The organism is Microbispora sp. NPDC046973, assembly GCF_040644495.1.
Lineage (GTDB): Bacteria > Actinomycetota > Actinomycetes > Streptosporangiales > Streptosporangiaceae > Microbispora.
In genome coordinates, this window is the sequence record NZ_JBEYWQ010000014.1 from 84,469 (window position 1) to 108,549 (window position 24,081).

Annotated in this window: 19 protein-coding genes; 8 read left to right on the forward strand and 11 right to left on the reverse strand. The window is 72.5% G+C overall.

What is annotated here, in order from left to right:
- Positions 1–58: 58 nt before the first annotated feature.
- Positions 59–1,624 (reverse strand): DHA2 family efflux MFS transporter permease subunit, encoded by a 1,566-nt coding sequence (locus ABZ860_RS24735; protein WP_357224267.1) that lies wholly within the window; start codon positions 1,622–1,624, stop codon positions 59–61.
- 135 nt (positions 1,625–1,759) lie between these two features.
- On the opposite strand from ABZ860_RS24735, the gene ABZ860_RS24740 reads away from it, so the two are divergent.
- Entirely contained in the window at positions 1,760–2,413 is a 654-nt protein-coding gene (locus tag ABZ860_RS24740; protein ID WP_357224269.1) for a TetR family transcriptional regulator, read from the forward strand.
- A gap of 15 nt (positions 2,414–2,428) precedes the next feature.
- Here the strand turns inward: ABZ860_RS24740 and ABZ860_RS24745 are convergent, their stop codons facing one another.
- A complete protein-coding gene (locus ABZ860_RS24745; protein WP_357224272.1) occupies positions 2,429–3,445 on the reverse strand; it encodes a leucine-rich repeat domain-containing protein in 1,017 nt (338 codons plus the stop codon).
- Positions 3,446–3,704: 259 nt separating this feature from the next.
- Here ABZ860_RS24745 and ABZ860_RS24750 point away from each other — a divergent pair, with 259 nt between their 5' ends.
- Positions 3,705–5,102, forward strand: coding sequence for a cellulase family glycosylhydrolase (locus tag ABZ860_RS24750; protein ID WP_357224273.1), 1,398 nt, complete (start codon positions 3,705–3,707; stop codon positions 5,100–5,102).
- Positions 5,103–5,190: 88 nt separating this feature from the next.
- Here the strand turns inward: ABZ860_RS24750 and ABZ860_RS24755 are convergent, their stop codons facing one another.
- From ABZ860_RS24755 to ABZ860_RS24765, 3 genes are all read right to left on the reverse strand, one after another.
- Positions 5,191–5,766 carry a YqgE/AlgH family protein gene (locus ABZ860_RS24755; RefSeq protein WP_139575901.1) on the reverse strand — a complete coding sequence of 192 codons (576 nt, stop codon included), beginning with the start codon at positions 5,764–5,766 and terminating at the stop codon, positions 5,191–5,193.
- Positions 5,767–5,868: 102 nt separating this feature from the next.
- Entirely contained in the window at positions 5,869–7,278 is a 1,410-nt protein-coding gene (locus ABZ860_RS24760) for an NAD-dependent malic enzyme (RefSeq protein ID WP_357224276.1), read from the reverse strand.
- 236 nt (positions 7,279–7,514) lie between these two features.
- A complete protein-coding gene (locus tag ABZ860_RS24765; protein WP_357224278.1) occupies positions 7,515–8,429 on the reverse strand; it encodes a tetratricopeptide repeat protein in 915 nt (304 codons plus the stop codon).
- A 128-nt stretch (positions 8,430–8,557) separates the two neighbouring features.
- On the opposite strand from ABZ860_RS24765, the gene ABZ860_RS24770 reads away from it, so the two are divergent.
- Positions 8,558–9,064, forward strand: a complete 507-nt coding sequence (locus ABZ860_RS24770; RefSeq protein ID WP_357224281.1) for a DinB family protein — start codon at positions 8,558–8,560, stop codon at positions 9,062–9,064.
- Between the two features lie 21 nt (positions 9,065–9,085).
- Here ABZ860_RS24770 and ABZ860_RS24775 read toward each other — a convergent pair whose 3' ends face one another.
- Positions 9,086–9,553, reverse strand: a complete 468-nt coding sequence (locus ABZ860_RS24775) for an Lrp/AsnC family transcriptional regulator (RefSeq protein WP_357224282.1) — start codon at positions 9,551–9,553, stop codon at positions 9,086–9,088.
- A gap of 66 nt (positions 9,554–9,619) precedes the next feature.
- Between ABZ860_RS24775 and ABZ860_RS24780 the strand changes: the two genes are divergently transcribed.
- Complete coding sequence (locus ABZ860_RS24780; RefSeq protein ID WP_357224285.1) at positions 9,620–11,011, forward strand: pyridoxal-dependent decarboxylase; 1,392 nt, start codon at positions 9,620–9,622, stop codon at positions 11,009–11,011.
- A 15-nt stretch (positions 11,012–11,026) separates the two neighbouring features.
- Here the strand turns inward: ABZ860_RS24780 and ABZ860_RS24785 are convergent, their stop codons facing one another.
- Positions 11,027–12,709, reverse strand: coding sequence for a methylmalonyl-CoA mutase family protein (locus tag ABZ860_RS24785; RefSeq protein WP_357224287.1), 1,683 nt, complete (start codon positions 12,707–12,709; stop codon positions 11,027–11,029).
- A gap of 200 nt (positions 12,710–12,909) precedes the next feature.
- On the opposite strand from ABZ860_RS24785, the gene ABZ860_RS24790 reads away from it, so the two are divergent.
- Positions 12,910–14,646: a S8 family serine peptidase gene (locus ABZ860_RS24790; RefSeq protein ID WP_357224290.1), complete on the forward strand. Its 1,737-nt coding sequence runs from the start codon at positions 12,910–12,912 to the stop codon at positions 14,644–14,646.
- A 76-nt stretch (positions 14,647–14,722) separates the two neighbouring features.
- Here ABZ860_RS24790 and ABZ860_RS24795 read toward each other — a convergent pair whose 3' ends face one another.
- Complete coding sequence (locus ABZ860_RS24795; RefSeq protein ID WP_357224291.1) at positions 14,723–15,430, reverse strand: response regulator transcription factor; 708 nt, start codon at positions 15,428–15,430, stop codon at positions 14,723–14,725.
- A complete protein-coding gene (locus ABZ860_RS24800; RefSeq protein ID WP_357224293.1) occupies positions 15,423–17,192 on the reverse strand; it encodes a histidine kinase in 1,770 nt (589 codons plus the stop codon). The genes ABZ860_RS24795 and ABZ860_RS24800 overlap by 8 nt, the downstream gene beginning before the upstream one ends.
- A 215-nt stretch (positions 17,193–17,407) precedes the next feature.
- Between ABZ860_RS24800 and ABZ860_RS24805 the strand changes: the two genes are divergently transcribed.
- Positions 17,408–18,805: a serine hydrolase gene (locus tag ABZ860_RS24805; RefSeq protein WP_357224295.1), complete on the forward strand. Its 1,398-nt coding sequence runs from the start codon at positions 17,408–17,410 to the stop codon at positions 18,803–18,805.
- Between the two features lie 14 nt (positions 18,806–18,819).
- Here the strand turns inward: ABZ860_RS24805 and ABZ860_RS24810 are convergent, their stop codons facing one another.
- Positions 18,820–19,365: a MarR family transcriptional regulator gene (locus ABZ860_RS24810; protein WP_357224296.1), complete on the reverse strand. Its 546-nt coding sequence runs from the start codon at positions 19,363–19,365 to the stop codon at positions 18,820–18,822.
- 377 nt (positions 19,366–19,742) lie between these two features.
- On the opposite strand from ABZ860_RS24810, the gene ABZ860_RS24815 reads away from it, so the two are divergent.
- Both ABZ860_RS24815 and ABZ860_RS24820 read left to right on the forward strand, forming a co-directional pair.
- Complete coding sequence (locus ABZ860_RS24815) at positions 19,743–21,842, forward strand: hypothetical protein (protein WP_357224299.1); 2,100 nt, start codon at positions 19,743–19,745, stop codon at positions 21,840–21,842.
- Positions 21,843–22,160: 318 nt separating this feature from the next.
- Positions 22,161–22,880 carry a DUF4230 domain-containing protein gene (locus ABZ860_RS24820; protein WP_357224300.1) on the forward strand — a complete coding sequence of 240 codons (720 nt, stop codon included), beginning with the start codon at positions 22,161–22,163 and terminating at the stop codon, positions 22,878–22,880.
- Between the two features lie 144 nt (positions 22,881–23,024).
- On the opposite strand, the gene meaB is transcribed toward ABZ860_RS24820, so the two are convergent.
- Entirely contained in the window at positions 23,025–24,074 is a 1,050-nt protein-coding gene (meaB, locus tag ABZ860_RS24825; protein WP_357224302.1) for a methylmalonyl Co-A mutase-associated GTPase MeaB, read from the reverse strand.
- Positions 24,075–24,081: the final 7 nt, after the last annotated feature.

Here is a 24,081-nt window from a genome sequence, read left to right on the forward strand (position 1 = left end):
CCTGACGCGCGTACGGCCCCCGCCGGGGTGGCGGGGGCCGTACGGAGGGGACCGGACGTCAGCCCATGTGGACCGGGGCGCCCTCGGTCTTGCGGCCGGCCTTGACGAACAGGGCCAGGACCGCCGCGGCGAGGGCGACCGCCGTGCTCACGACGAAGCCGAGGTGCAGGCCGTCCATGAAGGACAGGTGCGCCGCGTCGGCCAGCGTCTTGGCCACGGGCCCGGTCAGCCCGGGCGGGGCCTGCCCCACCGAGGCCAGAGCCTTCAGGCCCTCCATCTGGGCGGGCGGGACGGCGGCCGCCGCCGGACCGAGGTACCCGGGCAGCACGTCGGCCACCTTGGCGGACACGACCGCGCCCAGGATGGCGGTGCCGAGCGCGCCGCCGACCTGCATCGCGGAGTTCTGCACGCCGCCCGCGACGCCGCTCAGCTCCTCCGGCGCGTTGCCCACGATGATCTCCGTGGCACCGACGAAGACCGGCGACAGGCCGAACGCGAGCAGCACGAACGGGATCGCGCTGTCGGCGAAGGCGGCCTCGACGCTCAGCCGCGACATGAGGAACATCGCGAAGGCGCTGATCACCATGCCGCCCGCGATGGTGATCTTCGGACCGAGCTTGCCGATCAGGACGCCCGCGATGGGCGAGGCGACGATCATGCCGGCGCTCATGGGCAGCATCCGCAGGCCGGAGTCGAGCGGCGTGAGCCCGTGCACTCCCTGGAAGAAGAACGTGAGGAAGAACATCGCGCCGAACATCGCGAACGACATGAGGATCATGAGGACGGTCCCGATCGAGACCGAGGCGTTGCGGAACAGGCTCAGCGGCAGCAGCGGCTCGCTCGCCCTCGACTGCCAGAACACGAACACGGCCCCGAACACCACGGCGCCGGCGAGGAAGAGGATCGTCTTGGCGTCGCCCCAGCCCCACTCGGGAGCCTTGATGATGGCCCACACCAGATCGAACATCACCCACGTCAGCAGCAGGACGCCGAGCCAGTCGACCCGGGACAGGGTCTGCGCCTTGCTCTCCTTCAGCGCCCACAGCCCGAAGGCGAGAGCCGCCGCGCCCACCGGCACGTTGATGAAGAACACCGACTGCCAGCTCACGTTCTCCACCAGGAGCCCGCCGATGATCGGGCCCGCCGCGCTCGACAGGCCGATGATCGCACCCCACGCGCCCATGGCCATGTTCAGCTTCTCACCGGGGAACGCCGACCGGAGCAACGCGAGCGCGGCGGGCTGGAGCAGCGCGCCGAACAGTCCCTGCAGCACCCGCAGCGCGATCAGCACGCCGATCGAGGACGACAGGCCGATGGCGAGCGAGGTCAGCGCGAAACCCGCGACGCCGATCAAGAAGACGCGCTTGTGCCCGAACAGGTCGCCGAGCTTGCCGGCGGTGATCAGGAAGACCGCCAGCGCGAGCAGGTAACCGCTGGTCACCCACTGCAGGTCCGCCAGCGTCGCCTTGAGTTCGACCTGGATGACCGGGTTCGCGATCGCCACGACCGTGCCGTCGAGCATGACCATGATGACGCCGAGCGAGACGGCGAGCAGCGTGAGCCATGGATGCCCCTGGCCTCGTCCTGGAGGCGCGTCGGCATCCACCGATACGGCTTGAGTCATGGAGATTCCCCCTTAGCACCACTGTGTCGACCGGCAGTAATTTATGTCAGTCGATGACAGATGACAAATCCTTTTATCCGACATACGGTGACATCTGAGAGTTTGTGAACCGGCAGTTTCGAGGAGGTGACCGCCGTGGGTCTACGCGAACGCAAGAAGCAGCGGACGCGGGACGCGCTGATCGACGCGGCCCTCGACCTCTTCCTCACCAGGGGCTACGAGGCGACGACGATCGACCAGATCGCCGCCGAGGTGGAGGTCTCGCCCAGGACGTTCTTCCGGTACTTCGCCTCCAAGGAGGACGTGGCGCTCTCGCTGACCGCCGACGAGCAGCGGATGCTCCTCGCCGAACTGGCCTCACGTCCCGAGTCGGAGTCGCCGTTCACCGCCCTGTGCCAGGCGATGCGGTCGTTGCTGAAGATGCTACGAGAGGCGGACGACACGGAGGCAGGCAGGTACCTGCGTTGCCAGAAGGTCGTGCACTCCACGCCCGCCCTGCTCGCCGGGACCATGCGGCTGGTGAAGGAGAACGAGCGCAAGCTGGTCGCCGAGGTGGCCCGCAGGCTGGGAGCGGACCCGTGCGACCTGCAGCCGCAGTTCATCGTGGCCGTCTTCGTCAGCGTGGCCCTCGCCTGCTTCGACGAGCGCACGCAGGACCCCGCCGTACTGGCGCGGCGGCTGGAGGACCTGCTCGCGCTGGCCGAGCGTTCCCTGTGTCCCGGCTGGGACCAGCCCGTACGCTCCGGGGCGGGCGAGCGCGTCTCAGCCCCGGCCCCGGCCCCGGGCTGACGTCTCGGCACGTCCTCACAGGAGGACGACGCACCCGCGCTCGCGCAGCGGACGGACGCAAGAGGGGACCTCGTCGAACTTGATCCACCGCAGGTCGAGCTTCTCCAGCCGCGGCAGCTCCGCGAGCCCGTCGGGCAGCGTGGCGAGAGGGGTCGACCGCAGGTCGAGGTGGGTCAGCTCCGTCAGGCGTACGACCGAGCCGGGCAGCCGTTCCAGGGGGTTGCCGCGCAGGTCCAGGTGACGCAGCGCGCGCAGCCCTCCGATCGCCTCGGGCAGCGCGGTGAGACGGTTGTTCCTGAGGTGCAGCTCGCGCAGCCCGGCCAGGCGGCCGATCGCCTCGGGCAGCGCGGCCAGCCGGTTGTCGTGGACACGCAGCTCGTGCAGGCCGGTCATGCCGCCGATGGTCTCGGGTAGCGCGGTCAGCCGGTTCTCCGCGAGGTTGAGGTAGCCGAGCCGGTCGAGCCGTCCCAGCGAGGCGGGCACCGAGGTGAAGCCGTTGTCGCTCAGGTAGAGGTAGTCCGTGAGGCGGGGCAGGTCGCCGATCTCCGCGGGCACCTCGCGCAGCCGGTTGTGCCCCAGGTCGAGCATGCGTAGCTCGCGGAGGCGGCCGAGGCCGGGAGGAAGGCCGGCGATCTCGTTCTCCGCCAGGTTGAGCGACCGCAGCCGGCTCAGCCGCCACAGCGCGTCCGGCACCGCGGTCAGCGCGTTGCGCCCCGCGCTGAGGTGTTCGAGCGAGGCGAGACGGCCCAGTTCGGGCGGGAGAGTCGCGATCCGGTTGCCGTAGAGCAGCAGGACCCGCAGCCGCTCCAGGCGCCCGATCCAGCCGGGCAACGCCGTGAGCGCGTTCCCGTCGAGGTCGATGTGGCGCAGCGTCGCCATGTCGGCCACGGCCGCGGGCAGCGACGGCAGCCCCGCTCCGGGCGCCACCAGGGCGACGGGCGCGCCGCCGACGAACCGTACGGCGCCCGGGGGCGCCCAGCGGGGTTCGGGCACGCCGAGATCGGGCGGTCCGGGCACGCCGAGATCGGGCATGGCAGCCGACTCTACCGGCGACCTCCACGCTCCCGGGCACCGGCCGATCGGTGAACGTTTCATCGGGATGACGCGGCCCAGGTGAGAGCCCGCGGTGGGAGACCGCGCTGGTCCGGCGGCACGCCCGCCGAACCGGTTCAGTAGGGGCCGGGCCCGTCGACGACCCCGCGAGAGCCGTCTCCTGTACGGCCCCGGCTCCCCCTGCCTATGGTGCGTGCGGCGCTTCCACCGGCGCCGAGACCCCCACCCGAGGTACAGAATGAGAACACGTTTCATCGCCGCGGGCGCGGCCCTCCTCGCCCTCCTGATGTCAGTGCTCGCCATGACCCAGAGTGCGCAGGCCGCGACCGGACTCCACGTCAGCGGCACGAAGATCCTCGAAGCCAACGGAAACCAGTTCATCATGCGGGGCACCAGCCACGCCCACACCTGGTATCCGAGCCAGACGAGCTCGTTCGCGAACATCAAGTCCCTGGGCGCGAACACCGTGCGCGTCGTGCTGAGCGGCGGCCGCTGGACGGCCAACTCGGCGAGCGACGTCGCCAACGTCATCGCGTTGTGCAAGCAGAACCGGTTAATCTGCGTGCTCGAGAACCACGACACCACCGGCTACGGCGAGCAGAGCGGCGCGTACACGCTCGACCAGGCGGTCGACTACTGGGTCGGCCTCAAGAGCGTGCTGACCGGCCAGGAGAACTACGTCGTCATCAACATCGGCAACGAGCCGTACGGCAACAACAACCCCTCCGCCTGGACCAGCGCGACCAAGACCGCGATCAGCAGGATGCGGGCGGCCGGATTCCAGCACCTGCTGATGGTCGACGCGCCGAACTGGGGCCAGGACTGGCAGTTCGTCATGCGCGACAACGCCGCCTCGGTCTTCGCCGCCGACACCCTGAAGAACACCGTCTTCTCGATCCACATGTACGGCGTCTTCGACACGGCGGCCGAGGTCACCGGCTACCTCCAGGCGTTCCAGACCGCCGGCCTGCCGCTGGTGATCGGCGAGTTCGGCAACATGCACTCGGACGGCGACCCCGACGAGGACACGATCATGGCGCAGGCCCAGTCGCGGGGCGTCGGCTACCTCGGCTGGTCGTGGAGCGGCAACGGCGGCGGCGTCGAATACCTGGACCAGGTGACGAACTTCGACGTCGGCCAGCTCACCTCGTGGGGCCAGCGGCTCTTCAACGGCGCCAACGGCATCAAGCCGACCGCCACGGAGGCGACGATCTACAGCGGCCAGCCGCCGGTGAGCCCGTCGGCCAGCCCGTCCGCCTCCCCCAGCCCGTCCGCGTCCCCCAGCGCCTCGCCGAGCGCGTCCCCGAGCCCCAGCCCGTCCCCGAGCGGCGGCGCCAAGGGCTGCTCGGCGACGTACAAGGTCGCCAACCAGTGGAGCGGCGGCTTCCAGGGCGAGGTGACCGTCAAGGCCGGCGCCAGCGCCATCTCCGGCTGGACCGTGACCTGGACGTACGCCAACGGTCAGACGATCACCCAGGTGTGGAACGCCACGGTGACGTCGAGCGGATCCACGATCACGGCCAAGAACGTGAGCTACAACGGCGGCCTCGGCGCCGGAGCGTCCACCTCGTTCGGGTTCCTCGGCTCCTCGAACGGCACCAACGCGGTGCCGGCGGTGAGCTGCACCGCGAGCTGAGACGCGGCGTGTCACCCACGGCCGGGCGCGTTCCCCGCGTCCGGCCTCCGCGTGTCTCCGCGCGGCCCGGGGCGGGGCGTGCCGGGGGTCAGTTGAGCAGGGGGTCGTCGGGGAAGGTGGCGACCAGCGCCAGGTCCCCCTTCTGCCTGCGCAGCACGGTGCGCCACAGCGTGGCCGGGTTCGGGTGGAAGGTGTCCCCCGGCTCGGAGTCCACGACGTACCAGGCGCCTTCCTGGAGCTCGTTCTCGAGCTGTCCGCCGGTCCAGCCCGCGTAGCCCGCGAAGATCCGCATCTGGGAGATCTCCCCCGCCAGGATCTCCGGGGGCGCGTCGAGGTCCACCGTGCCGAGGCGCGAGACCGCCGCCCTGCCCTGCAGCCGGCGCCAGCCCAGCGGCTCCTCGCCGCTGAGCACGACGGCGAGCGCGAGCGCGCTGTCCGTCTGCACCGGGCCCCCCTCGAACAGCACCGGAGGACCCGTGACCAGGGCGTCCCAGGACGGTAAGACCTGGGTCACGGCGATCTCACTGGGCCGGTTGAGGACCACACCCAAGGTGCCGCCGTCCTCGTCGTGCTCCAGGACGAGCACCACGCTACGCCGGAAGTTGGGGTCGTCGAGCAGTGGCGTCGCTACAAGCAACCCGCCGACGTAGATCGCCTCCGCCATACATCCCATCATGAGGGAGGATTGCGGATTCGTGTACGCCGACCCCGGTTTGCCGCGTCATATTACTTACCGTGACGGCGACGCCACCGTTCGCGAATCCTCCTAGGCCTCGGTGAAGCCGCGCGCCCTGCCGCCGGCCGACTCTCGTACGGCCGCCGCCACCGCGTTGGCCACGTCGGGGTGGAAGACGCTGGGAATGATGTAGTTGGGGCCGAGCTCCTCGCTGGTCACGACCGCGGCCAGCGCGCGGGCCGCCGCGAGGAGCATCTCCTGTGTGACCCCGTCCGCCTGGGCGTCGAGCAGGCCGCGGAACACGCCCGGGAACGCCAGCACGTTGTTGATCTGGTTGGGGTAGTCCGACCGGCCCGTGGCCACGACCGCCGCGTGCTCGCGGGCGTCGTCGGGGGACACCTCCGGCTCGGGGTTGGCCAGCGCGAACACCACCGCGTCCTGCGCCATGGCGGCGACGTCGTCCCCGGTGAGGATCCCCGGCGCGGAGACGCCGATGAAGACGTCGGCGCCCTTGACCGCGCCGCGCAGGTCGCCGCCGTACCCCTCGCTGTTGGTGTGCTCGGCGATCCACCGCAGCGAGTCGTCGAGGTCGTCGCGGCCGAGGTGCACCGCTCCGCGGTAGTCGCAGACGACGACGTTCCTCGCCCCGGCCGCCAGCAGCAGGCGCAGGACGGCGGTGCCGGCCGCGCCGGCGCCGGCCATCGCGATCCGCACCTCGGAGAGCTCCTTGCGGACGACCTTCAGCGCGTTGGTCAGCGCGGCGAGCACGCAGATGGCGGTGCCGTGCTGGTCGTCGTGGAAGACCGGGATGTCGAGCAGCTCGCGCAGCCGCCGCTCCACCTCGAAGCAGCGCGGGGCCGAGATGTCCTCCAGGTTGATGCCGCCGAAGCCCGGCGCGATGGCCCGCACGGTCGCGACGATCTCGTCCACGTCCTGGGTGTCGAGGCAGATGGGCCAGGCGTCGATGCCGGCGAACCGCTTGAACAGGGCGGCCTTGCCCTCCATCACGGGCAGTGCGGCGGCGGGGCCGATGTTGCCGAGGCCGAGGACGGCCGAGCCGTCGGTGACGACGGCGACCGAGTTCCGCTTGATCGTGAGGCGGCGGGCGTCCTCGGGGTTGCGCGCGATCGCCAGGCTGACCCGCGCCACGCCCGGGGTGTAGGCCATCGAGAGCTCGTCGCGGTTGCGCAGGGGCACCTTCGACTGCATCTCGATCTTGCCGCCGAGGTGCATGAGGAAGGTCCGGTCGGAGACCTTGTGGATCGCGACGTCCTCGACCGCGCCGAGGCTGTCCACGATCGCCTGCACGTGGTCGGCGTCCTTGGCCGCGCACGTCACGTCGATGCGGAGCTTCTCGTGACCGGCGTTGGTCACGTCGAGGGCGGTGACCACACCGCCCGCGTTCTCCACCGCGTGGGTGAGCAGGCTGACCGCCTTGCCCCCTGCGGGCACCTCGAGGCGCACGGTGATCGAGTAGGACACGCTGGGCACGGTGGCCACGTCTATCCGCTCCTTTGCGGGTGATGCCTGGCCGTGCTCTCCCGGCTGCTCCAGTGGGGCGCGGCCTCCGCGTGGCGGCCACGCTCGCGCATCCGGCTGGACGGCTCATGGGTGCTATCCATCGTGCCACCACCGGCGGGGTGTTTCAGCCCGTGCCCGTGCTGTTTGCGCCACGCGCCGCGCCCGGCCCGCGCACCGCCGTGCCCGGGGGCCGGGCGGGCGCGGGCGGGAACCGGTCAGAAGAGCGCGCTGGCCAGCGCCCTGCGCGCCCGCGACACCGACGGATCGTCGGCGGGCAGCGCGTCGAACAGCCCCAGCAGGTGGACCCGCGCCTTGTCCCTGTCGGCGCCCCTGACGCGCCGCACGAGCGCGACGAGCCGATCGAAGGCCTCGTCCACCTGGCCGTTAACCATCTCAAGGTCGGCGGCCCGGGTCTGCGCGTCCACGTCGTCGGCGTTCTCGGCGGCCCGGCGCAGCACGTCGGCCGGGTCGAGGTCCTGCGTGCGCCGCAGCAGCCCGACCCCCGCGAGGCCGATCTTCGCGCCCTCGTCGGACGGCGACCTCGCCAGCAGGCGCTCGTACGCCGCGGCCGCGGCGTCAAGGTCGCCCTTCTCCACGGCCTGCTCGGCCGCCAGGAGCTCGGGGTCGACCGGCGGCTCGGCGAGCTGGTCCTCGCCCTGAGCGGCCAGCTCCACGCCGAGCTGCTCGAACACCTGCGCCAGCGCCTGCCGGAGCTGCGACTCCGGCAACGGGCCCTCGAACAGGGGCATGAGCTGCCCCTGGAAGGCCAGATAGACGGTGGGCACCGCGCGCATCCGCAGCGCCTGGGCGAGCTGCGGGTCGGCCTCCACGTCGACCCTGGCCAGCACCCACGCGCCCGCCGCCTCCGCGGCCAGCTTCTCCATCACGCCGCTGAACTGCCGGACCTGCTCGGCCCTGCTCACCGTCGCCTCGACGATGACGGGAACGCTCAGTGAGCGCTCCACCACCTCGGTGTTGAAGGTGGCCGAGGTCACCTCGATGACGTCCGCCGAGGCGGCTCCGGACGGCCCTGCGGCCTCACGCCGCGCCTGCGCCTCGAGTGCCTGCTTACGCGCGCCGAGGTCCACGGCGCCGTAGAGCGATCCAGGTCGAGAGAACTCCGCTGCCATACCCCCAATCCTGCCGTACCCGCCCGCGTGATCCGTGCCATCCCCGCCGCCTTCCTCCGGCGATCCGGGCGGCCCGGCGCCCGCCGTAGGGTGAACGGCGCACGATTGCCGCGTGGAGGGAGCAGGACATGGCAGTGGAACGCATCGGCCCGCCGACCGTCGCCGGTGAGCGCGACATGCTGCGGGCGTTCCTCGACTACCACCGGGCCACGCTCGCGCTGAAGTGCGAAGGCCTGTCGGACGAGGAGCTGCGCCGCAGGTCGATGCCGCCGTCGACGCTCACGCTGCTCGGCCTGGTCAGGCACATGGCCGAGGTCGAGCGCGCGTGGTTCCGCCGTGTGATCGCCAAGGAGGACGTGCCGCTCGTCTGGTCGGAGGAGGGCGACTACCAGGCGGCGTACGACCCGAGCGGGTCCACCGGCGCGGAGGCGTTCGCCGTCTGGCAGGAGGAGGTGGAGCACTCCCGCAGGATCGAGCGGGCGGCGGAGTCACTCGACGTCACGGCCTACCAGCCCCGGTGGGGCGAGGAGGTCTCGCTGCGGCTGGTCATGCTGCACATGATCCACGAGTACGCCCGGCACAACGGGCACGCCGACTTCCTGCGCGAGGGCGTCGACGGCACCGTGGGCGTCTGAGACGGGGCTCGCTCCGGCTCTTCAGCTCACCGGGCCCTGGACGGTCCTGCGCTCGGTGCGGAAGATCAGTGTGGTCTCCAGATGGACGATCTCCGGGCGGACCAGGATGCGCTCGAGGATCAGGCGGTGCAGGTGATCGGCGTCGGGCACCGCGACATGCACCAGGAAGTCCTGCGGGCCGGCCACGTGGAACAGGGCGATCGTCTCCGGGAGCCCGAGCACGAACGCCCGCAGCGGATCCACCAGCTGGCTCGTGTGGGGCCGCACGCGCAGCGCCAGCAGCGCCTCCAGCGGCCGTCCGAGCGCCTGGGTGTCGACCTCCGCGCGGAAGGCCGTGATCAGGCCGCGCCGGCGCAGCGACCGCACGCGTTCGAGAGCGGTGGAGGGGGCGACGCCGACCCGCTCGGCGAGATCCTTGTTGGGCAGCCGCGCGTCCTTCTGCAGCAGCTCCAGGATCTTCTTGTCGGTCGAATCCAGTTCGGCGCTCACGGTGTGTTTCCTTCGTCGATTCGGCATGTGTGGCGAATGGCTGTCTGTTACAGCCATCATCCCGGCATGACCCCGAATCACACCTGGGACATCGACGACTTCGTCCACGCCGCCGAGGTGACCGTGCAGAGCCTCGCCGCGTACGTGCGGGAGAGCCAGGACGGGGCGGCGCCGGTGATCCGCCGCAGGCCGCCCGGGGAGCTGGCCGGACGGCTCGGGCTCACCCGCTGGATCCGGGAGGGCGGCATGACCCCGGAGAGCTACCGGGAGTGGCTCGACGCCTATCTCGCGGAGGGCACGCGGCTGCATCATCCGGCCTACCTCGCCCACCAGACGGCCGCGCCCGACTTCCCCGCCGCGCTGGCCGACTTCGTCCACGGCGCGATCAACAACCCCATGGCGATCTACGAGATGGGGGCCGCGGCGGCGACGGTCGAGTTCGAGGTGCTGCGCTGGATGCTCGGCAAGGTCGGCTTCCCCGAGGGCGGCGGGGTGCTCACCCACGGCGGGTCGCTGGCCAACCTGACCGCGCTGCTCGCCGCGCGGGCCGCCGCCGCCCCGGACGCGTGGACCGAGGGCGTGCCCGGCGATCTCGCCGTGCTCGCGCCGCCGTCGGCGCACTACTCGGTCACCCGGGCGGCGGCGATCCTCGGCCTCGGCGAGCGCGCCGTCGTGCCGCTCGACGTGGACGACCTGGGCAGGATCGACGTGGCCCGGCTGCCCGAGGGCCTCGACCGGGCGCGGCGGGCCGGACGCCGGCCGATGGCCCTGGTCGCGGCCGCGTGCGCCACCGGCACCGGCCTGTACGACGATCTGCGGCCCATCGGCGAGTTCTGCGCCGAGCACGGCCTGTGGTTCCACGTGGACGGCGCGCACGGAGCGTCGGCGCTGCTCAGCGAGGAGCACCGCCACCTGCTCGACGGCGTCGAGCTGGCCGACTCGGTCATCTGGGACGCGCACAAGATGCTGCGCACCTCCGCCCTCGCGGCGGCCGTGCTCGTCCGGCGGGAGGGCGACCTGGACGCCGCGTTCCGGCAGCGGGCCAGCTACCTGTTCTACGGCGACCAGGGGTTCGACCTGATCGGCAGGACCGTGGAGTGCACCAAGGCCGCGCTCGGGCTGAAGGTCTTCCTCAACCTGGCCTGGCGGGGTGAGCGCGGCCTCGGCGAGCACGTGGCGCGGCGGTACGCCACGGCCCGCCGCTTCTGGGAACTGGCCCGCGAGCGGCCCGGCTTCCACTGCCCGTACGAGCCGGAGAGCAACATCGTCTGCTTCCGCTACGGCGACGGGGACCAGGCCGCCATCCGCGAGACCCTGCTGGAGGAGGGCTCCTTCCACCTGACCTCGACCGAGCTCGGGGGCGTCCGCCACCTGCGGGTGACGGTCATGGCCCCGGCCACCGGCGACAAGACCCTCGAAGCCCTCCTCGACCGCGTCGCCGCCCTGGCCGGACTCTAGAAGCCTGGCCGGACTTCAGAAGGCGGCGGGCTCGGAGTAGGTGCCCCACTCCTCACGCAGGACGTCGCAGATCTCGCCCAGCGTGGCCTCGGCCCGCACGGCCTCCAGCATGGGCGGGATCATGTTGTCGTCGCCCTTGGACGCGGCGCGCAGGGCCGCCAGCGCCGCGTCCACGGCCGCCTGGTCCCGCGCGGCGCGCCGCTCGGCCAGCACCCTGCGCTGCTCGACCTCGACCTCGTGGCTGATCCGCAGGATCTCCAGCGGCTGCTCCACGGTCGCGGTGTGGCAGTTCACGCCGACGATCCGCTTGTCGCCCTTCTCCAGCTTGCGCTGGTAGTCGAAGGCCGACTCGGCGATCTCCGACATGAACCAGCCGTCCTCGATGCCCCGCAGGATGCCGGCGGTCATCGTGCCGTCGCCGCCCATCTCCCGGATCCTCGCGAAGATCTTCTCCGCCTCGGCCTCCAGCCGGTCGGTCAGCGCCTCGACGTACCAGGAGCCGCCGAGCGGGTCGACGACGTTGACGACCTCCGTCTCCTCCATGATCACCTGCTGGGTGCGCAGCGCGATCTCGGCGGCCTTCTCCGACGGCAGCGCGAGCACCTCGTCCAGCGCGTTGGTGTGCAGCGAGTTGGTGCCGCCGAGCACGGCCGCCAGCGCCTCGATCGCGGTGCGGACGATGTTGTTGTCCGGCTGCTGCGCGGTCAGGGACACTCCCGCCGTCTGGGTGTGGAAGCGCAGCCACTGCGCCTTCTCGGTGCGGGCGCCGTACACGTCGCGCATCCAGCGGGCCCATACGCGCCGCGCGGCGCGGAACTTCGCGATCTCCTCGAAGAAGTCGATGTGCGCGTCGAAGAAGAACGACAGGCCCGGCGCGAACACGTCCACGTCGAGGCCGCGCGACAGGCCGAGCTCGACGTAGCCGAAGCCGTCGGCGAGCGTGAAGGCCAGCTCCTGCGCGGCCGTGGCCCCCGCCTCGCGGATGTGGTAGCCCGACACCGACAGCGGCTTGTACGCGGGGATCTCGGCGGCGCAGAACTCCATCAGGTCGCCGATCAGCCGCAGGTGCGGCTCGGGGGCGAACAGCCACTCCTTCTGCGCGATGTACTCCTTGAAGATGTCCGTCTGGAGCGTGCCGTTCAGCCTGCCCACCGGCACGCCCTGCCGCTCGGCCGCGACCACGTACATGCAGAAGATCGGTACGGCGGGCCCGCTGATCGTCATCGACGTGGTGACCTCGCCGAGCGGGATGCCGTCGAACAGCAGGTCCATGTCGAGGGCCGAGTCGATCGCCACGCCGCAGTGGCCCACCTCGCCGAGCGAGCGGGGGTCGTCGGAGTCGCGGCCCATCAGCGTCGGCATGTCGAACGCCACCGACAGGCCGCCGCCCCCGGCGCCGAGGATCATCTTGTAGCGCTCGTTGGTCTGCCTGGCGTTGCCGAACCCGGCGAACTGCCGGATGGTCCAGGGGCGGCCGCGGTAGCCGGTGGCGTACAGGCCGCGGGTGAAGGGGAACTCCCCCGGCCAGCCGATGCGCTCCAGTCGGGGATCGTCCCCGGGCGGCCCGTAGACGGGGTCCACCTCCAGCCCCGACAGGGTCCGGAACTCACGGTCCCGCTTGAAGGCGGCGTCGTACCGCGCCTGCCAGCGGGCCCGCCCCGCCTCTGTCGCCTCGGCGCTCGTCGCATCCGGCTTCATCTACCCCTCCCCGGGTCTCACTCTCCGAGAAAATACTAGGACGTCCTAGTAAATTCGGCCACACCGCTCCCCCGGCCGGCCAGCCGGCCGCCTCCCCGGCGGTCATGTCACACCTTGGTCGCGAATTGTCACGGACCTTTGACAGAGCCAGGAAATCTTCAACCATGGTCAGCGCCCTCGAAGTCCACACGGAGGTGGATGTGAAGCGCTTGACAGTCGTCGCCGCGACCGCGGCGATGGTGGCGGCAACCCTCGCCACACCCGCGCAGGCCGTACCGGCGGCCGCCGGGTCGGCGACCCAGACCGAATACGTGGTCTTGTACAAGGAAGGCGCGGCCGCGGCGGACGCCCAGAAGGCGATCGAAGCGGCGGGCGGCAGTGTGATCAAGGTGAACGCGGAGGTCGGGCTGGCCACGGTCAGCTCCGCCAACGCCGACTTCGTCAACGCCCTGCAGGGCGCGGCGGCCATCGAAGGGGTCGCCCGCAACCGCGTGATCGGCACCGCGCCGGACGACGCGAAGGCGTCCGCCGCCGCGAGGAAGGCCGTGGCGAAGGCGGCCAGGAGCAAGGCCGTGGAGAAGGAGGGCCGCGGCGGCGCCACGGGCCCCAAGTGGGGCCGCAACGTCAAGGACGAGCCGCTCGCCGACCTGCAGTGGGACATGAAGCAGATCCACGCGGATCAGGCCCACAGGTTCGAGCAGGGCGACAAGCGCGTCCTCGTCGGCATCCTCGACACCGGCGTCGACGGCTCGCACCCCGACATCGCGCCCAACTTCGACCGCGGGCTGAGCCGGAACTTCACCGTCGACCTGCCCGCCGACGCCAACGGCGCCCCGATCGACGGGCCGTGCGAGGAGGACCCCGACGGCTCCTGCACCGACCCGAACGACGTGGACGAGGACGGCCACGGCACCCACGTCGCCTCGTCGATCGCCGCGCCCATCAACAAGCTGGGCATCTCGGGCGTCGCGCCGAAGGTGACGATCGTGAACCTGCGGGCCGGCCAGGACTCGGGCTACTTCTTCCTCCAGCCCACCGTCGACGCCCTCACCTACGCGGGCGACATCGGCGTCGACGTGGTCAACATGAGCTACTACATCGACCCGTGGCTGTTCAACTGCGCCGACAACCCGGCCGACAGCCCCGAGGAGCAGGCCCAGCAGCGGCTGTACATCGCCGCCACCCAGCGGGCGCTCGACTACGCCCACGCGCGCGGCGTGACGCTCGTCAGCGCGGCGGGCAACGAGGCGATCGACTACACCAAGACGAACGTCGACGGCGGCAGCCCCGACTACGCCACCTTCCCCGGCCAGCAGACGGAGCGGACCAGGACCATCCCCCCGTCGTGCGTCTCGCTGCCGAACGAGTCCGAGCACGTGATCGCGGTCTCCTCGACCGGCATCAGCAAGCGGAAGGCGTACTACTCCAGCTACGGCAACGGCTACGTCGACGTGGCCTCGCCCGGTGGCGACGTCTACGACACCCCCGGCAACACGAGGGACATCACCAAGGCCACGCTCTCGGCCTATCCCAAGGCGCTCGCCGTCGCCAACGGCGAGATCGACGAGAACGGCGACCCGACGGTGCCGTACGTGGTGAAGGACTGCAAGGGCTCGGTCTGCGCCTACTACCAGTACCTGCAGGGCACCTCGATGGCCTCACCGCGCGCGGCGGGCGTCGCGGCGCTGATCGTCAGCCGGTACGGCAAGCACGACCGCGCCCACGGCGGCCTGACGATGGACCCCGACAAGGTGGAGGCGATCCTCAAGGGCACGGCCACCAGGACGGCCTGCCCGAACCCGCCCGCCTACACCTACACCCGTCACCTGCCGGACGGCACCACGGCGACCGCCACGCACACCTGTGAGGGCACCGCCGACGCCAACGGCTTCTACGGCAGGGGCATCGTCGACGCCCTGCGCGCCGTCGGCCGCTGATTTCCCGGCCGCTGATTCCGGGCCGGTGGCGCACCCCATGCGGTGGTGCGCCACCGGCCCACCAGGGCGGAGCGGATCACGAACCGCCGAGGTAGGCGAGGACGGCGGCGACCCGGCGGTGGATGTCCGGGCTGGCCTCCAGCCCCAGCTTCAGGAAGATCGAGTTCACGTTCTTCTCCACCGCGGAGATCGACAGGGACAGCGCCCGCGCGATGCCGCCGTTCGACCTGCCGCGCGCCATCTCGCGCAGCACGTCACGCTCCCGGGGCGTGAACGCCTCCCGCTCTCCCCGTACGGCGCGGCGCGCCAGCAGCCCCTCCACCACCTTGGGATCGATGACCGAGCCGCCCTCGGCGACCGAGCGGATCGCGCCGAGCAGCTCGTCGAGGTCCCCCACCCGGTCCTTCAGCAGGTACGCGAAGCCCTCGGTGCCGCCCTTGAACAGTTCGAAGGCGTAGATCGAGTCGGCGAACTGCGACAGCACGACGACGCCGACGCGGGGAGCGGCCGCGCGGATCCGGTGGGCGGCGTCGATCCCCTCGAATCCCGGCCGCCAGCCCTCGCCCGGCATCCGGATGTCGGTGACGACCACGTCGGGATCGAGCCGCCTGGCCGCGTCGACGAGTTCCTCCGCGCTTCCCAGCGCCCCGACGACCGCGACCTCCCCCGAGCTCTCCAGCAACTGCCGGGTGCCCTCCCGCACGAGGTAGTGATCGTCGGCGACCAGGGCGCGCAGCCTGCGCGGGTGCCTCGCCGCGCCGGGCGCGGCGGCGCCTTCAGGCATCGGCGGTCACCCAGGCGCGCACCCGCGTCCCCTCTCCCGGCCCGGCCGCCGTCTCCAGCCCGCCGCCGAGCGCCGCCATGCGGTCGGCCAGCGTGGCCAGTCCGCGGCGGGCCACGGCGCGGGGGTCGAACCCCGTCCCGTCGTCGGTCACGGACGCCTGGAGCCTGCCGCCGTCGTGCCAGAGCCGCACCTCGATCCGCGACGCCCCCGCGTGCTTGAGCGCGTTGGCGATCGCCTCGCTGACCGCGAAATACATCGCTCCCTCGATCTCGTCGGGAAACCTGCGGGCGCGCAGGGCCGGGTCGGCCGTCACCGTGGTCGCGACCGGCAGGCCCGAGCACCGCCCCTCGACGGCCTCCACCAGCCCGCCCTGGCTCAGCACGGAGGGATGGATGCCGGCCGCGAGCTCCCGCAGGTCCGCCAGCGCCTGGCGGGCCTGTTCCCGCAGCAGGGCCAGGGCCTCGGCTCCACCCCCCGTCGCGCGGGCCAGCTCCAGCCCGGCGATCAGCGCCACGAGCTGCTGCTGCACGCCGTCGTGGATGTTGCGCTCGATCCGCCGCCGCTCGGCCTCCTGGGCGTTCACCAGCCGGGCGGCGAGCGCCGCGCTGCGGATCGCGAGCCCGACCGGCACGGCCAGGGCCGCGAGCAGCCGCCGGTCGTCGCGGGTCAGCCGCCCCGCCGTCTTGGGCCCGCAACCGATGCGCCCCAGCCCGGCCGGGACCGTGAGTACGGCCTCGCCCCGCTCCTCCCCCGCCACGACGCGGGTGCCGTCCGCGAGCTCGACGGCGGCCCACCGGGCGTCCAGTCCCGCCCGCACCGCCTGCGCCAGCCTGCCGAGCTGCTCGACCGGCTCGGCCTCCTCCAGGTCCGGGCCCAGGCGGGACAGCAGTTCGTCGACCGTCGGACGGACGTCGAACACGAGGTACAGACGCGAGCCCTTGACGCCGACCCGGATGTCGAGCAGGTCGTGCCGCAGCACGGCGGCGCCTATGGCGGCCGGCAACGCCCCGACCAGGCCCAGCACCCCGACGACGTCGGCGGCGTCGTACGTTTCCGACACTCCCCCGACCATGATCACGACGAAGGCACCGAGATTGGCCAGCAGGCCCGCCACCATCCAGCCGAGCCGGCCCCGCTCGGGCGGGCGGCTGCGCCGCAGACGGGTGAGAAGGCCGCCCAGCACGACCAGCGCCAGCAGGAAGGCGGCCAGCTGGCCGGCCGTCACCAGCAGCACAGGGGCGAGGCCGAGCGGTCCCCGCAGCCCGAGGGGGTTGGCGTGCTCGATCCCTTCCGGATATCCGGCGGGCAGGAACAGCACGCCCAGCCAGTGCGCGGCGATCGCCGCGGCCGCCGCGACCGCGACGACGCGCCAGCGCCGGGACGGCAGCCTTCCGTCGGGGAACAGGAGCGGCACGAACACCCACGACAGGCCGTAGAAGACCGGGAACGCCGAGCTCAGCACGGCGCCGACGACGACCGGCCAGTGCGGATCCGGGCCGAGCCGGATGAGCAGGCCGATGCCGAGTCCGCCCAGCCCGAGACAGTCCGCGGCCGCCAGCAGCAGCCAGCCGTAGGCGTTGTCCGGCCGCCGGGCCGCGATCAACCAGCCGAGGGCGGGCAGGAGCAGGGCGATCACCATGAACGCCCACTGCGACGCGGGGACCGGCAGCCCCGTCTCGAGCAGCGCGCCGGCGACGATCCCGGCGGCGGCGACGGCGGCCATGCCCGCCGCGAGCGGCCGGGCCGCTGCCGTGGACTTCATGGCAGGCATCCTGACGGGCGCGCGCGTCCACCGTCCATGAGGTTGTCCTCACATTCGGTGCGGATTCCCGCAGCGCGCAGGCGGGGGGCCCGCCGGATACCGGGACGGCGCGGCGATCGTTAGCGTCGGATCACGTGGACGCCCACCGCCGCGGCGAACCGCCGACGGCCCCGCACCCGGGCGCCGGATTCCCCCTACCGCGAAGGAGCTTTCTCGTGCCGATCGCGCCGAGATCGATGCGCAGCAGGACCGTTCCCCTCATGAGCGCGGCGCTCGCGCTCGCCGCGGCGACCACCGCCGCACCCGCCGCCGTCAGCGCCAGTGCGGCTCCCGCCACGGTCAGCGCCGGTGCGGCGCTCGCGACGCCGAGCCCTACCGGCACAGCGGACATTCCGCACTCACCGGTGGGCGAGCAGCTTCGCTGGCTCCTGGCGGCGGCCGCCGCCCTGCCGATCCCCGAGGACCAGATCAGGGCGCACTTCAGCGCCGGCTTCCTCGCGCAGGTTCCCCCGGCCCAGGTCAACGAGGTCCTGCAGGGCCTGGGCGGCCTGCGGCTCGACTCGCTGGCCGACGTCACGCCCACCTCCCTGACCGGGGTGGTCACGACCGGCCAGGGACGTCTCCAGATCTCCATGTCCGTCGACGGCGACGGGCGGATCGCCGGGCTCCTGTTCGGCCTGGAGCAGCGCGAGGCGCCGCGGAGCTGGGCCGAACTGGACAAGCGCCTGCACGCGCTCGCGCCCCGGGTGGGGTTCCTGGCGGCCGAGGTTCGCGCGGACGGCGGATGCCGTCCCGTGCACGCCGTCGCGCCGCGCACCCCCCGGCCGCTCGGTTCGATGTTCAAGCTGTACGTGCTGGGCGCGACGGCCGAGCAGGTCAAGAAGGGCAGGCTCTCCTGGGACACGCCCCTGACCATCCGGCCCGAGCTGAAGAGCCTGCCCAGCGGCACGCTCCAGGACCGTCCGGACAACAGCACGGTCTCCGTACGCGAGGCAGCGAAGCTGATGATCTCGATCAGCGACAACACGGGCGCCGACCTGCTGATCGACAAGGTCGGCCGCGCCCGTGTGGAGGCCCAGGCAGTGCGGTGGTCCGGCCACGCGGCGCTGAACCGGCCGTTCCTCACGACCAGGGAGCTCTTCCTCCTCAAGGGCGCCGGCTATCCCCGCCTCGCGAAGACGTACCTGTCGCTCGACCGTTCCCGGCGGTACCGCTACCTGGCCACCACCGTCGCCCGTACGCCCCTGACCGAGGTGAAGCCGTGGAACAAGCCCAGGGACATCGACAGGCTGGAGTGGTTCGCCTCGCCGGAGGACGTCTGCCGCGCGTACGCGGGCCTGTCGGCGCTGAACACGCCGCCCCTCGACGAGGCCCTGTCGGCCGGCGGCGCCGGGCTGGGGCTCGACCCGAAGGCGTGGCCCACCGTCTGGTACAAGGGCGGGTCGGAGCCGGGTGTGCTCGCCATGGGCTTCCTCGCCCGTGACGCCGGGGGCAGGACGTACGTGGTGACCGCGCTCGCCGGCGACCCCCGCGCCGCACTGGACGAGACCTCGGCGGAGGCCGAGTTGCAGGCCCTCGCCCGGGGCTCGTTCGCGATGCTGGCCCGCGTCTGATTCCCCGGCCCGCGTCAGGAGCTGAAGTCGCCCGCGGCGACGCGCAGGGTCCTGAGCAGGCCGAACATCTCGTCCAGCTCGGCGTCGTCGTACATGCCCATGCAGAAGCCCGCGTTCATCAGGTCGGCCGTGGCCCGTCGCACGATGTCCCGGCCCTCGTCGGTGATCTCGGCGAGCACGCCGCGGCCGTCCCGCGGGTTGCGCATGCGGCGGACCAGGCCGGCCCGTTCGAGACGGTCCACGGTGTTGGTGACGCTCGTGGGGTGCACCATCAGCCGCTCGCCGATCTTCGACAGCGGCAGCGACCCGGCCCGGCTGAACGTGAGCAGCACCAGCGCCTCATACCGGGCGAAGGTCAGGTCGTACGGCTTGAGCAGCGTGTCCAGTTGCGCCAGCAGGATCTGATGGGCTCTCATGATCGAAGTGACGGCGGCCATGGCGGACGACGGCCCGAACGTCGAACGCCAGGTCTGCGCCGCCCGCTCGATCGGGTCGAACGGGAGCTTGAGCGGCCGGGGGCCACCCGTGGGCGGCGGCTCTGAGCTGGGCGGAACGGACACAGCGATATACGGTAGCGCGACGCCGGCCAAGATCGACCGGCGCACCGAGCGTAACCGGATTCATTCCTTGACCCCAGAACTCCCCCCGTGCGGGTCACGCTCCGTTATGGTTGCCACGTCGAAAGGTGAGGCGGCGGCAAACCCGGCGGCACGGGGAACCCCGTCTGCTAGAGGACGTCTCGCGGACGGGGGTCCGCGGGGGACGCGTCCGACGGCGGACGAGGCGAGGCCGGCCGGCGAACCAGCGCCACGGGGAACGGCGTGGGTTCGCGCACCGCTCACACAGACACGGGGGAGATTCTCAATGGACAGCATCGCTGTCCCGGCGCCGCATGCGCGCCGGACTTCGGCGGCGTGGCCAGGGGCCGCGCCCTGCTGTGGGTGAGCATAGGGGCGGTTCACGCGGTGAGCTGAGACACGGCGCGCTGGTCGCGGCGACCGTGCTGTTCGTGCTCGCGCTCGTCGCCGCGTGGAGCGTCCTCATTCCCGGTTTCATGGACTGGGACGACATAGTGGCGGCCGTCATCGGCTCGCTGCGCCTGACGGGGCCGCTCGGCGCCGCGTTCGCGGCCTGGGTCGCGTTCCGCAGGCGCCGCGCGGAAAAGGGCCGTGTCCTGACGCCGTGGCGGGCCGCCAGGGCGCCGTTGTCGATCACCGCGGTCGTCACCGGTTCCTTCGGGGCCACCGTACTGCTGCTCGGGCTGCGCGCCGCGCTGACCGGGCAGGGCGGGCCGCTGCTGCCCGGCGGCCTCGCGATGTCCGTCGCCGGGCTGGGGCTGTACGTCGTGGTCGGCTGGATCCTCGGCTGGCTCGTGCCGGTCGTCGTCGTCCCGCTGATCGCGGGAGCCGGCACATTCGGGCTGTTCACCTGGCTGGCCGCCGGGCCCAACTGGGCCGACCGGCTCGCGCCCGGCACCGGGGAGCCGTACGACCTGCTCTCCGGCGTCAGCGAGACCGCCTACGCGGACCAGACGCTGTGGCTGCTGGGGCTCAGCACCGCGCTGCTGCTCGGGTGGGTGGCCCTGGTGACCCGGCGGACACTGGCGCTGGCCGCCGCGGTGATCGCCGTGCTGGCCGCCGGGACCGGCGCGGCGCGGCTCGTCACCGGGCCGCGGACGATAACGGTGAGCGAACGCCTCGTCTGCCAGGAATGGCCGATCAGCGTCTGCGTGCATCCGGCGCTGCGCGGGGGCCTGGCCGAGCTCGCCACCGTGTTCACCGCGCTCGCGATGCGCCTGAACGGCACGCCGGCCGCCTTCAAGAGGGTCGAGCAGCGGGCGTACGGCGAGGAGGACCCCGCGGGGCCGGGACTGGTCGTCGTCCACATCGACGACCTCGGGTCCGGGTACGCCCAGCGGGCGGCCACCGAGTTCCTCGACCGCCTGGCCCGCCCCTGCACGGGCACCGTGGCCGCGGGCTACCGAGGTATCGTCGTCGCCTGGCTGCGGGGTGCCGCGCTGCCCAACGGACCGTTGCGCGAGCACCACGAGGCGGCCATCTGGTTCTCCGAACTGAGCGAGGCCCAGCGGCACGACTGGCTGCGCATGTTCTACTCCGACTTCGTCTCCTGCGGCCTGCAGGCCAAGCACTTCGGCGGCGGCACCCGGCCCGCCGACCCCGTCGCGTCGGGGTATCCGGTGAACCCCACCCCGGCGTACGCGCCGGACTATCCGGTCGAGCCGACTCCTACGGGTACGGCCGTCGCCACCGGCATGCCGACCGGCCCCGCCGCCGACTGGGAACGGGACGCGGACCCGCGTGGCGGCGAGACCGGTCCGGGGTGGATCGGCCCGAGTCCGGCCGCCCCGGTGTGGCCGTCTCCCGCCGCGAGCCCGGCGGGCCAGGATCCGGCGGGTCAGGGCCCGATGGGACAAGGTCCGATGGGACAGGGTCCGATGGGACAGGGTCCGATGGGCCGCCCGGGTTATCCGGGCCGGTGGGACGCGCCGAACGGCGAAGGCGCCCGGAGAGGCGGCCCGTGGGTCCCGGGCCAGGCGCCGTCGCGCCCCTGGCGGCCCGGAAGGACCGGCAGGCCCGGTGACGCCGCCTCCCCTGACCGTCCCGGAGCGCAGCAGGAAAGGCCCGGCGCGTCCGGTGCGCAGGAAAGGCCCGGAGCGCAGGCACGGCCCGGCGGCGTCGGCGCGAGCCCGTCACAGGTCCAGAACCGGCCCGGCCGCCCGCAGCCCGGCACGCAGGCACGGCCCGGTGGCACGAGACCCTCACCGGTCAAGGGCCACCGGTCCGGCCGTCCGCGGTCCGGGGTTTCGCAACCCGGCGGCGACGGGCGTCCCGGACACGTCGCACGCCCCGGGGGACGCGACGACGTTCGTGACGGCGGACGTGACGGCGGTTCTGACGGCGGTCCCACGGACCGCGCCCAGCCTGCCAAGGGCGACGCCGACCCCGGCGACGCCGGCCCCCAGGACGACCCCGGCGTGGCGGGCGTGCCCGGCACGCTCCTGGCGCCCGCCACATAGTGCCCGCAGGCGGTGAGCGAGACCGGGCAGCGCCCCGCCCCGCCGCACAGTCCGCGCCCCGCACCGGGCGGACCCGGGCGCGACGCGCGGTAGGCCGCCGGACTGCAGGCGAGGCCGCACCCGGCCACCGGGCCGGGAACGGGAGCGTGGCGATGGAAGCCCGCCCCGCAACCAAGCAGGGCGTGAGCGCTGCGGCGCGGGCCCGTCCGGCCGGTGGACCGGGCGGAAGACGGGTTTTGGGATGGCCGAAGAACGGCCTGGGGGCAGAAATGATCTTGCCGAGCGTGAGATCGCGGGAATACCGGGAAGATTCCTCCCGTGGACCGTCAGACCCGTCCCTCGTTCGCGCCGGCCGACTCCGGCGCCGCCACCGACGCCACGGCGCGCGCCGGGGCCCCCGCACCCCGCTCCCGGCGCGGCTGGCGGGTGCTCGCCGGCCTGCTGTTCGTGGTCCTGCTGCTCGTGGTCGGCGCCCGGCTGACCTTGTCCTGGCTCAACCCGCTGGGCGAGCAGACCATCGACCGCAGCGGCCCCGCGCTGCTCCGGTCGGTGCAGAACCTGAGCCGCTTCGAGGCCGCGACCGGTGACTTCCAGGTCATCGTCGACCTGGAGAAGGACGCGAAGTTCCTCCCCGACGCGATCAAGGGCTCCCGCACGCTCTTCGTGGGCGCCGGCACCGTGGACGCCTACGTGGACTTCTCGTCGCTGCCCAAAGACGCCTTCACGGTCTCTGCGGACCGCACGACCGTGACGGTGCGGCTGCCGCACGCCGAGCTGGAGAAGCCGAACCTCGACAACAAGCGGTCGTACGTCTTCGCGCAGGAGCGGGGCATCTTCGACCGGATCTCCGACTTCCTGTCGTCGTCGCCGCAGAACCAGCAGGAGCTCTACGTCCTGGCCGAACGCAAGATCGGCGACGCGGCCGCCGCCGGCGACCTGCGCTCCCGGGCCGACCAGAACGCCAAGGCCATGCTGGAGGGCATGCTGAAGTCCCTCGGCTTCACGAAGATCACGGTCAAGTACGCCGGCGAGCCCTGACCCGTCGGCCGCCGCGATGCGAGAGCCGTACGGGCCGGGGCGTGGCCCGGTGCCGCAGCGCGGCCCGACAGCTCAGCGCAGCCCGACAGCTCAGCGCAGCCCGACAGCTCAGCGCAGCCCGACAGCTCAGCGCGGCCCGATACCTCAGCGCAGCGCGGCGATGAGGTCGTCGGCGGCGGCGTAGGGGTCGGTCTCCCCGCCCAGCAGCCGCTCGGCGAGCGCGTCGAGACGGTCACCGTGGAGCACGGCGAAGCGCGACCGGAGCTGGGCCAGCGCGATGGCCTCGATCTCGTCGCGGGCCCTGGCCAGCCGCCGCCTGCGCGCCTCGCCGGACTCCTCCAGGTATGCCTGGTGCTTGTCCAGCGCGGCGAGCAGGTCGTCGGCGCCCTCCCCCTTGGAGGCGACGGTCGTGACGATCGGGGGCCGCCACGGCGTCTCGACGAGGCCCGTCATGTTCCGCAGCTCCCGCACGGTCGTCTGGACGCCATCGCGGTCGGCCTTGTTCACCACCAGGACGTCGGCGACCTCGAGGATGCCCGCCTTGGCGGCCTGAACGCCGTCGCCCATGCCCGGCGCGAGGATGACGACGGTCGTGTCGGCCAGGCGGGCGATCTCCACCTCGGCCTGCCCGACGCCGACCGTCTCGACGAGGATCACGTCGCACCCGGCGGCCTCCAGCACGCGCAGCGCCTGCGGCGTGGCCCACGCGAGCCCGCCCAGGTGCCCCCGGCTCGACATGCTGCGGATGAAGACGCCCGGGTCGGTCGCGTGGTCCTGCATGCGTACGCGGTCGCCGAGCAGGGCGCCGCCGGTGAACGGGCTGGACGGGTCGACCGCCAGCACCCCCACCGTGCTGCCGCGCCTGCGGAACGCGCGGATGAGCATGCCGGTCGAGGTCGACTTGCCGACGCCGGGAGAGCCGGTCAGGCCGATGACCCTGGCGGGGTGCGGCCGGGCGGCGCCGGTGGCGAGCTCGGCCATCGCCTCGCGCAGCGCACGGCTCGCCGCCGCGGACGCCGCCCGGTCTTCCCCGGCGGTGCCCGCGCCCTGCGCGGCGTTCCCGGCGTTCCCAAAGTGCCCAGGGTGGCCAGGGTTCGCGGCGTTCTCGACGGCGTTCTCCACCAGCGAGATCAGCCGCGCCACCGCGCGCGGCCGTCCCTGTCTCGCCTGGCCGACAAGCTCACGGACGTCCACCTGCGGC

Bases quoted from the DNA above. Each gene is read 5' to 3' on its own strand.
- ABZ860_RS24755 (WP_139575901.1), bottom strand. From the start codon at position 5,766: ATGGCGGAGGCGATCTACGTCGGCGGGTTGCTTGTAGCGACGCCACTG.
- ABZ860_RS24735 (WP_357224267.1), bottom strand. From the start codon at position 1,624: ATGACTCAAGCCGTATCGGTGGATGCCGACGCGCCTCCAGGACGAGGC.
- ABZ860_RS24750 (WP_357224273.1), top strand. From the start codon at position 3,705: ATGAGAACACGTTTCATCGCCGCGGGCGCGGCCCTCCTCGCCCTCCTG.
- ABZ860_RS24785 (WP_357224287.1), bottom strand. From the start codon at position 12,709: ATGAAGCCGGATGCGACGAGCGCCGAGGCGACAGAGGCGGGGCGGGCC.
- ABZ860_RS24780 (WP_357224285.1), top strand. From the start codon at position 9,620: ATGACCCCGAATCACACCTGGGACATCGACGACTTCGTCCACGCCGCC.
- ABZ860_RS24770 (WP_357224281.1), top strand. From the start codon at position 8,558: ATGGCAGTGGAACGCATCGGCCCGCCGACCGTCGCCGGTGAGCGCGAC.
- ABZ860_RS24765 (WP_357224278.1), bottom strand. From the start codon at position 8,429: ATGGCAGCGGAGTTCTCTCGACCTGGATCGCTCTACGGCGCCGTGGAC.
- ABZ860_RS24795 (WP_357224291.1), bottom strand. From the start codon at position 15,430: ATGCCTGAAGGCGCCGCCGCGCCCGGCGCGGCGAGGCACCCGCGCAGG.
- ABZ860_RS24745 (WP_357224272.1), bottom strand. From the start codon at position 3,445: ATGCCCGATCTCGGCGTGCCCGGACCGCCCGATCTCGGCGTGCCCGAA.
- ABZ860_RS24800 (WP_357224293.1), bottom strand. From the start codon at position 17,192: ATGAAGTCCACGGCAGCGGCCCGGCCGCTCGCGGCGGGCATGGCCGCC.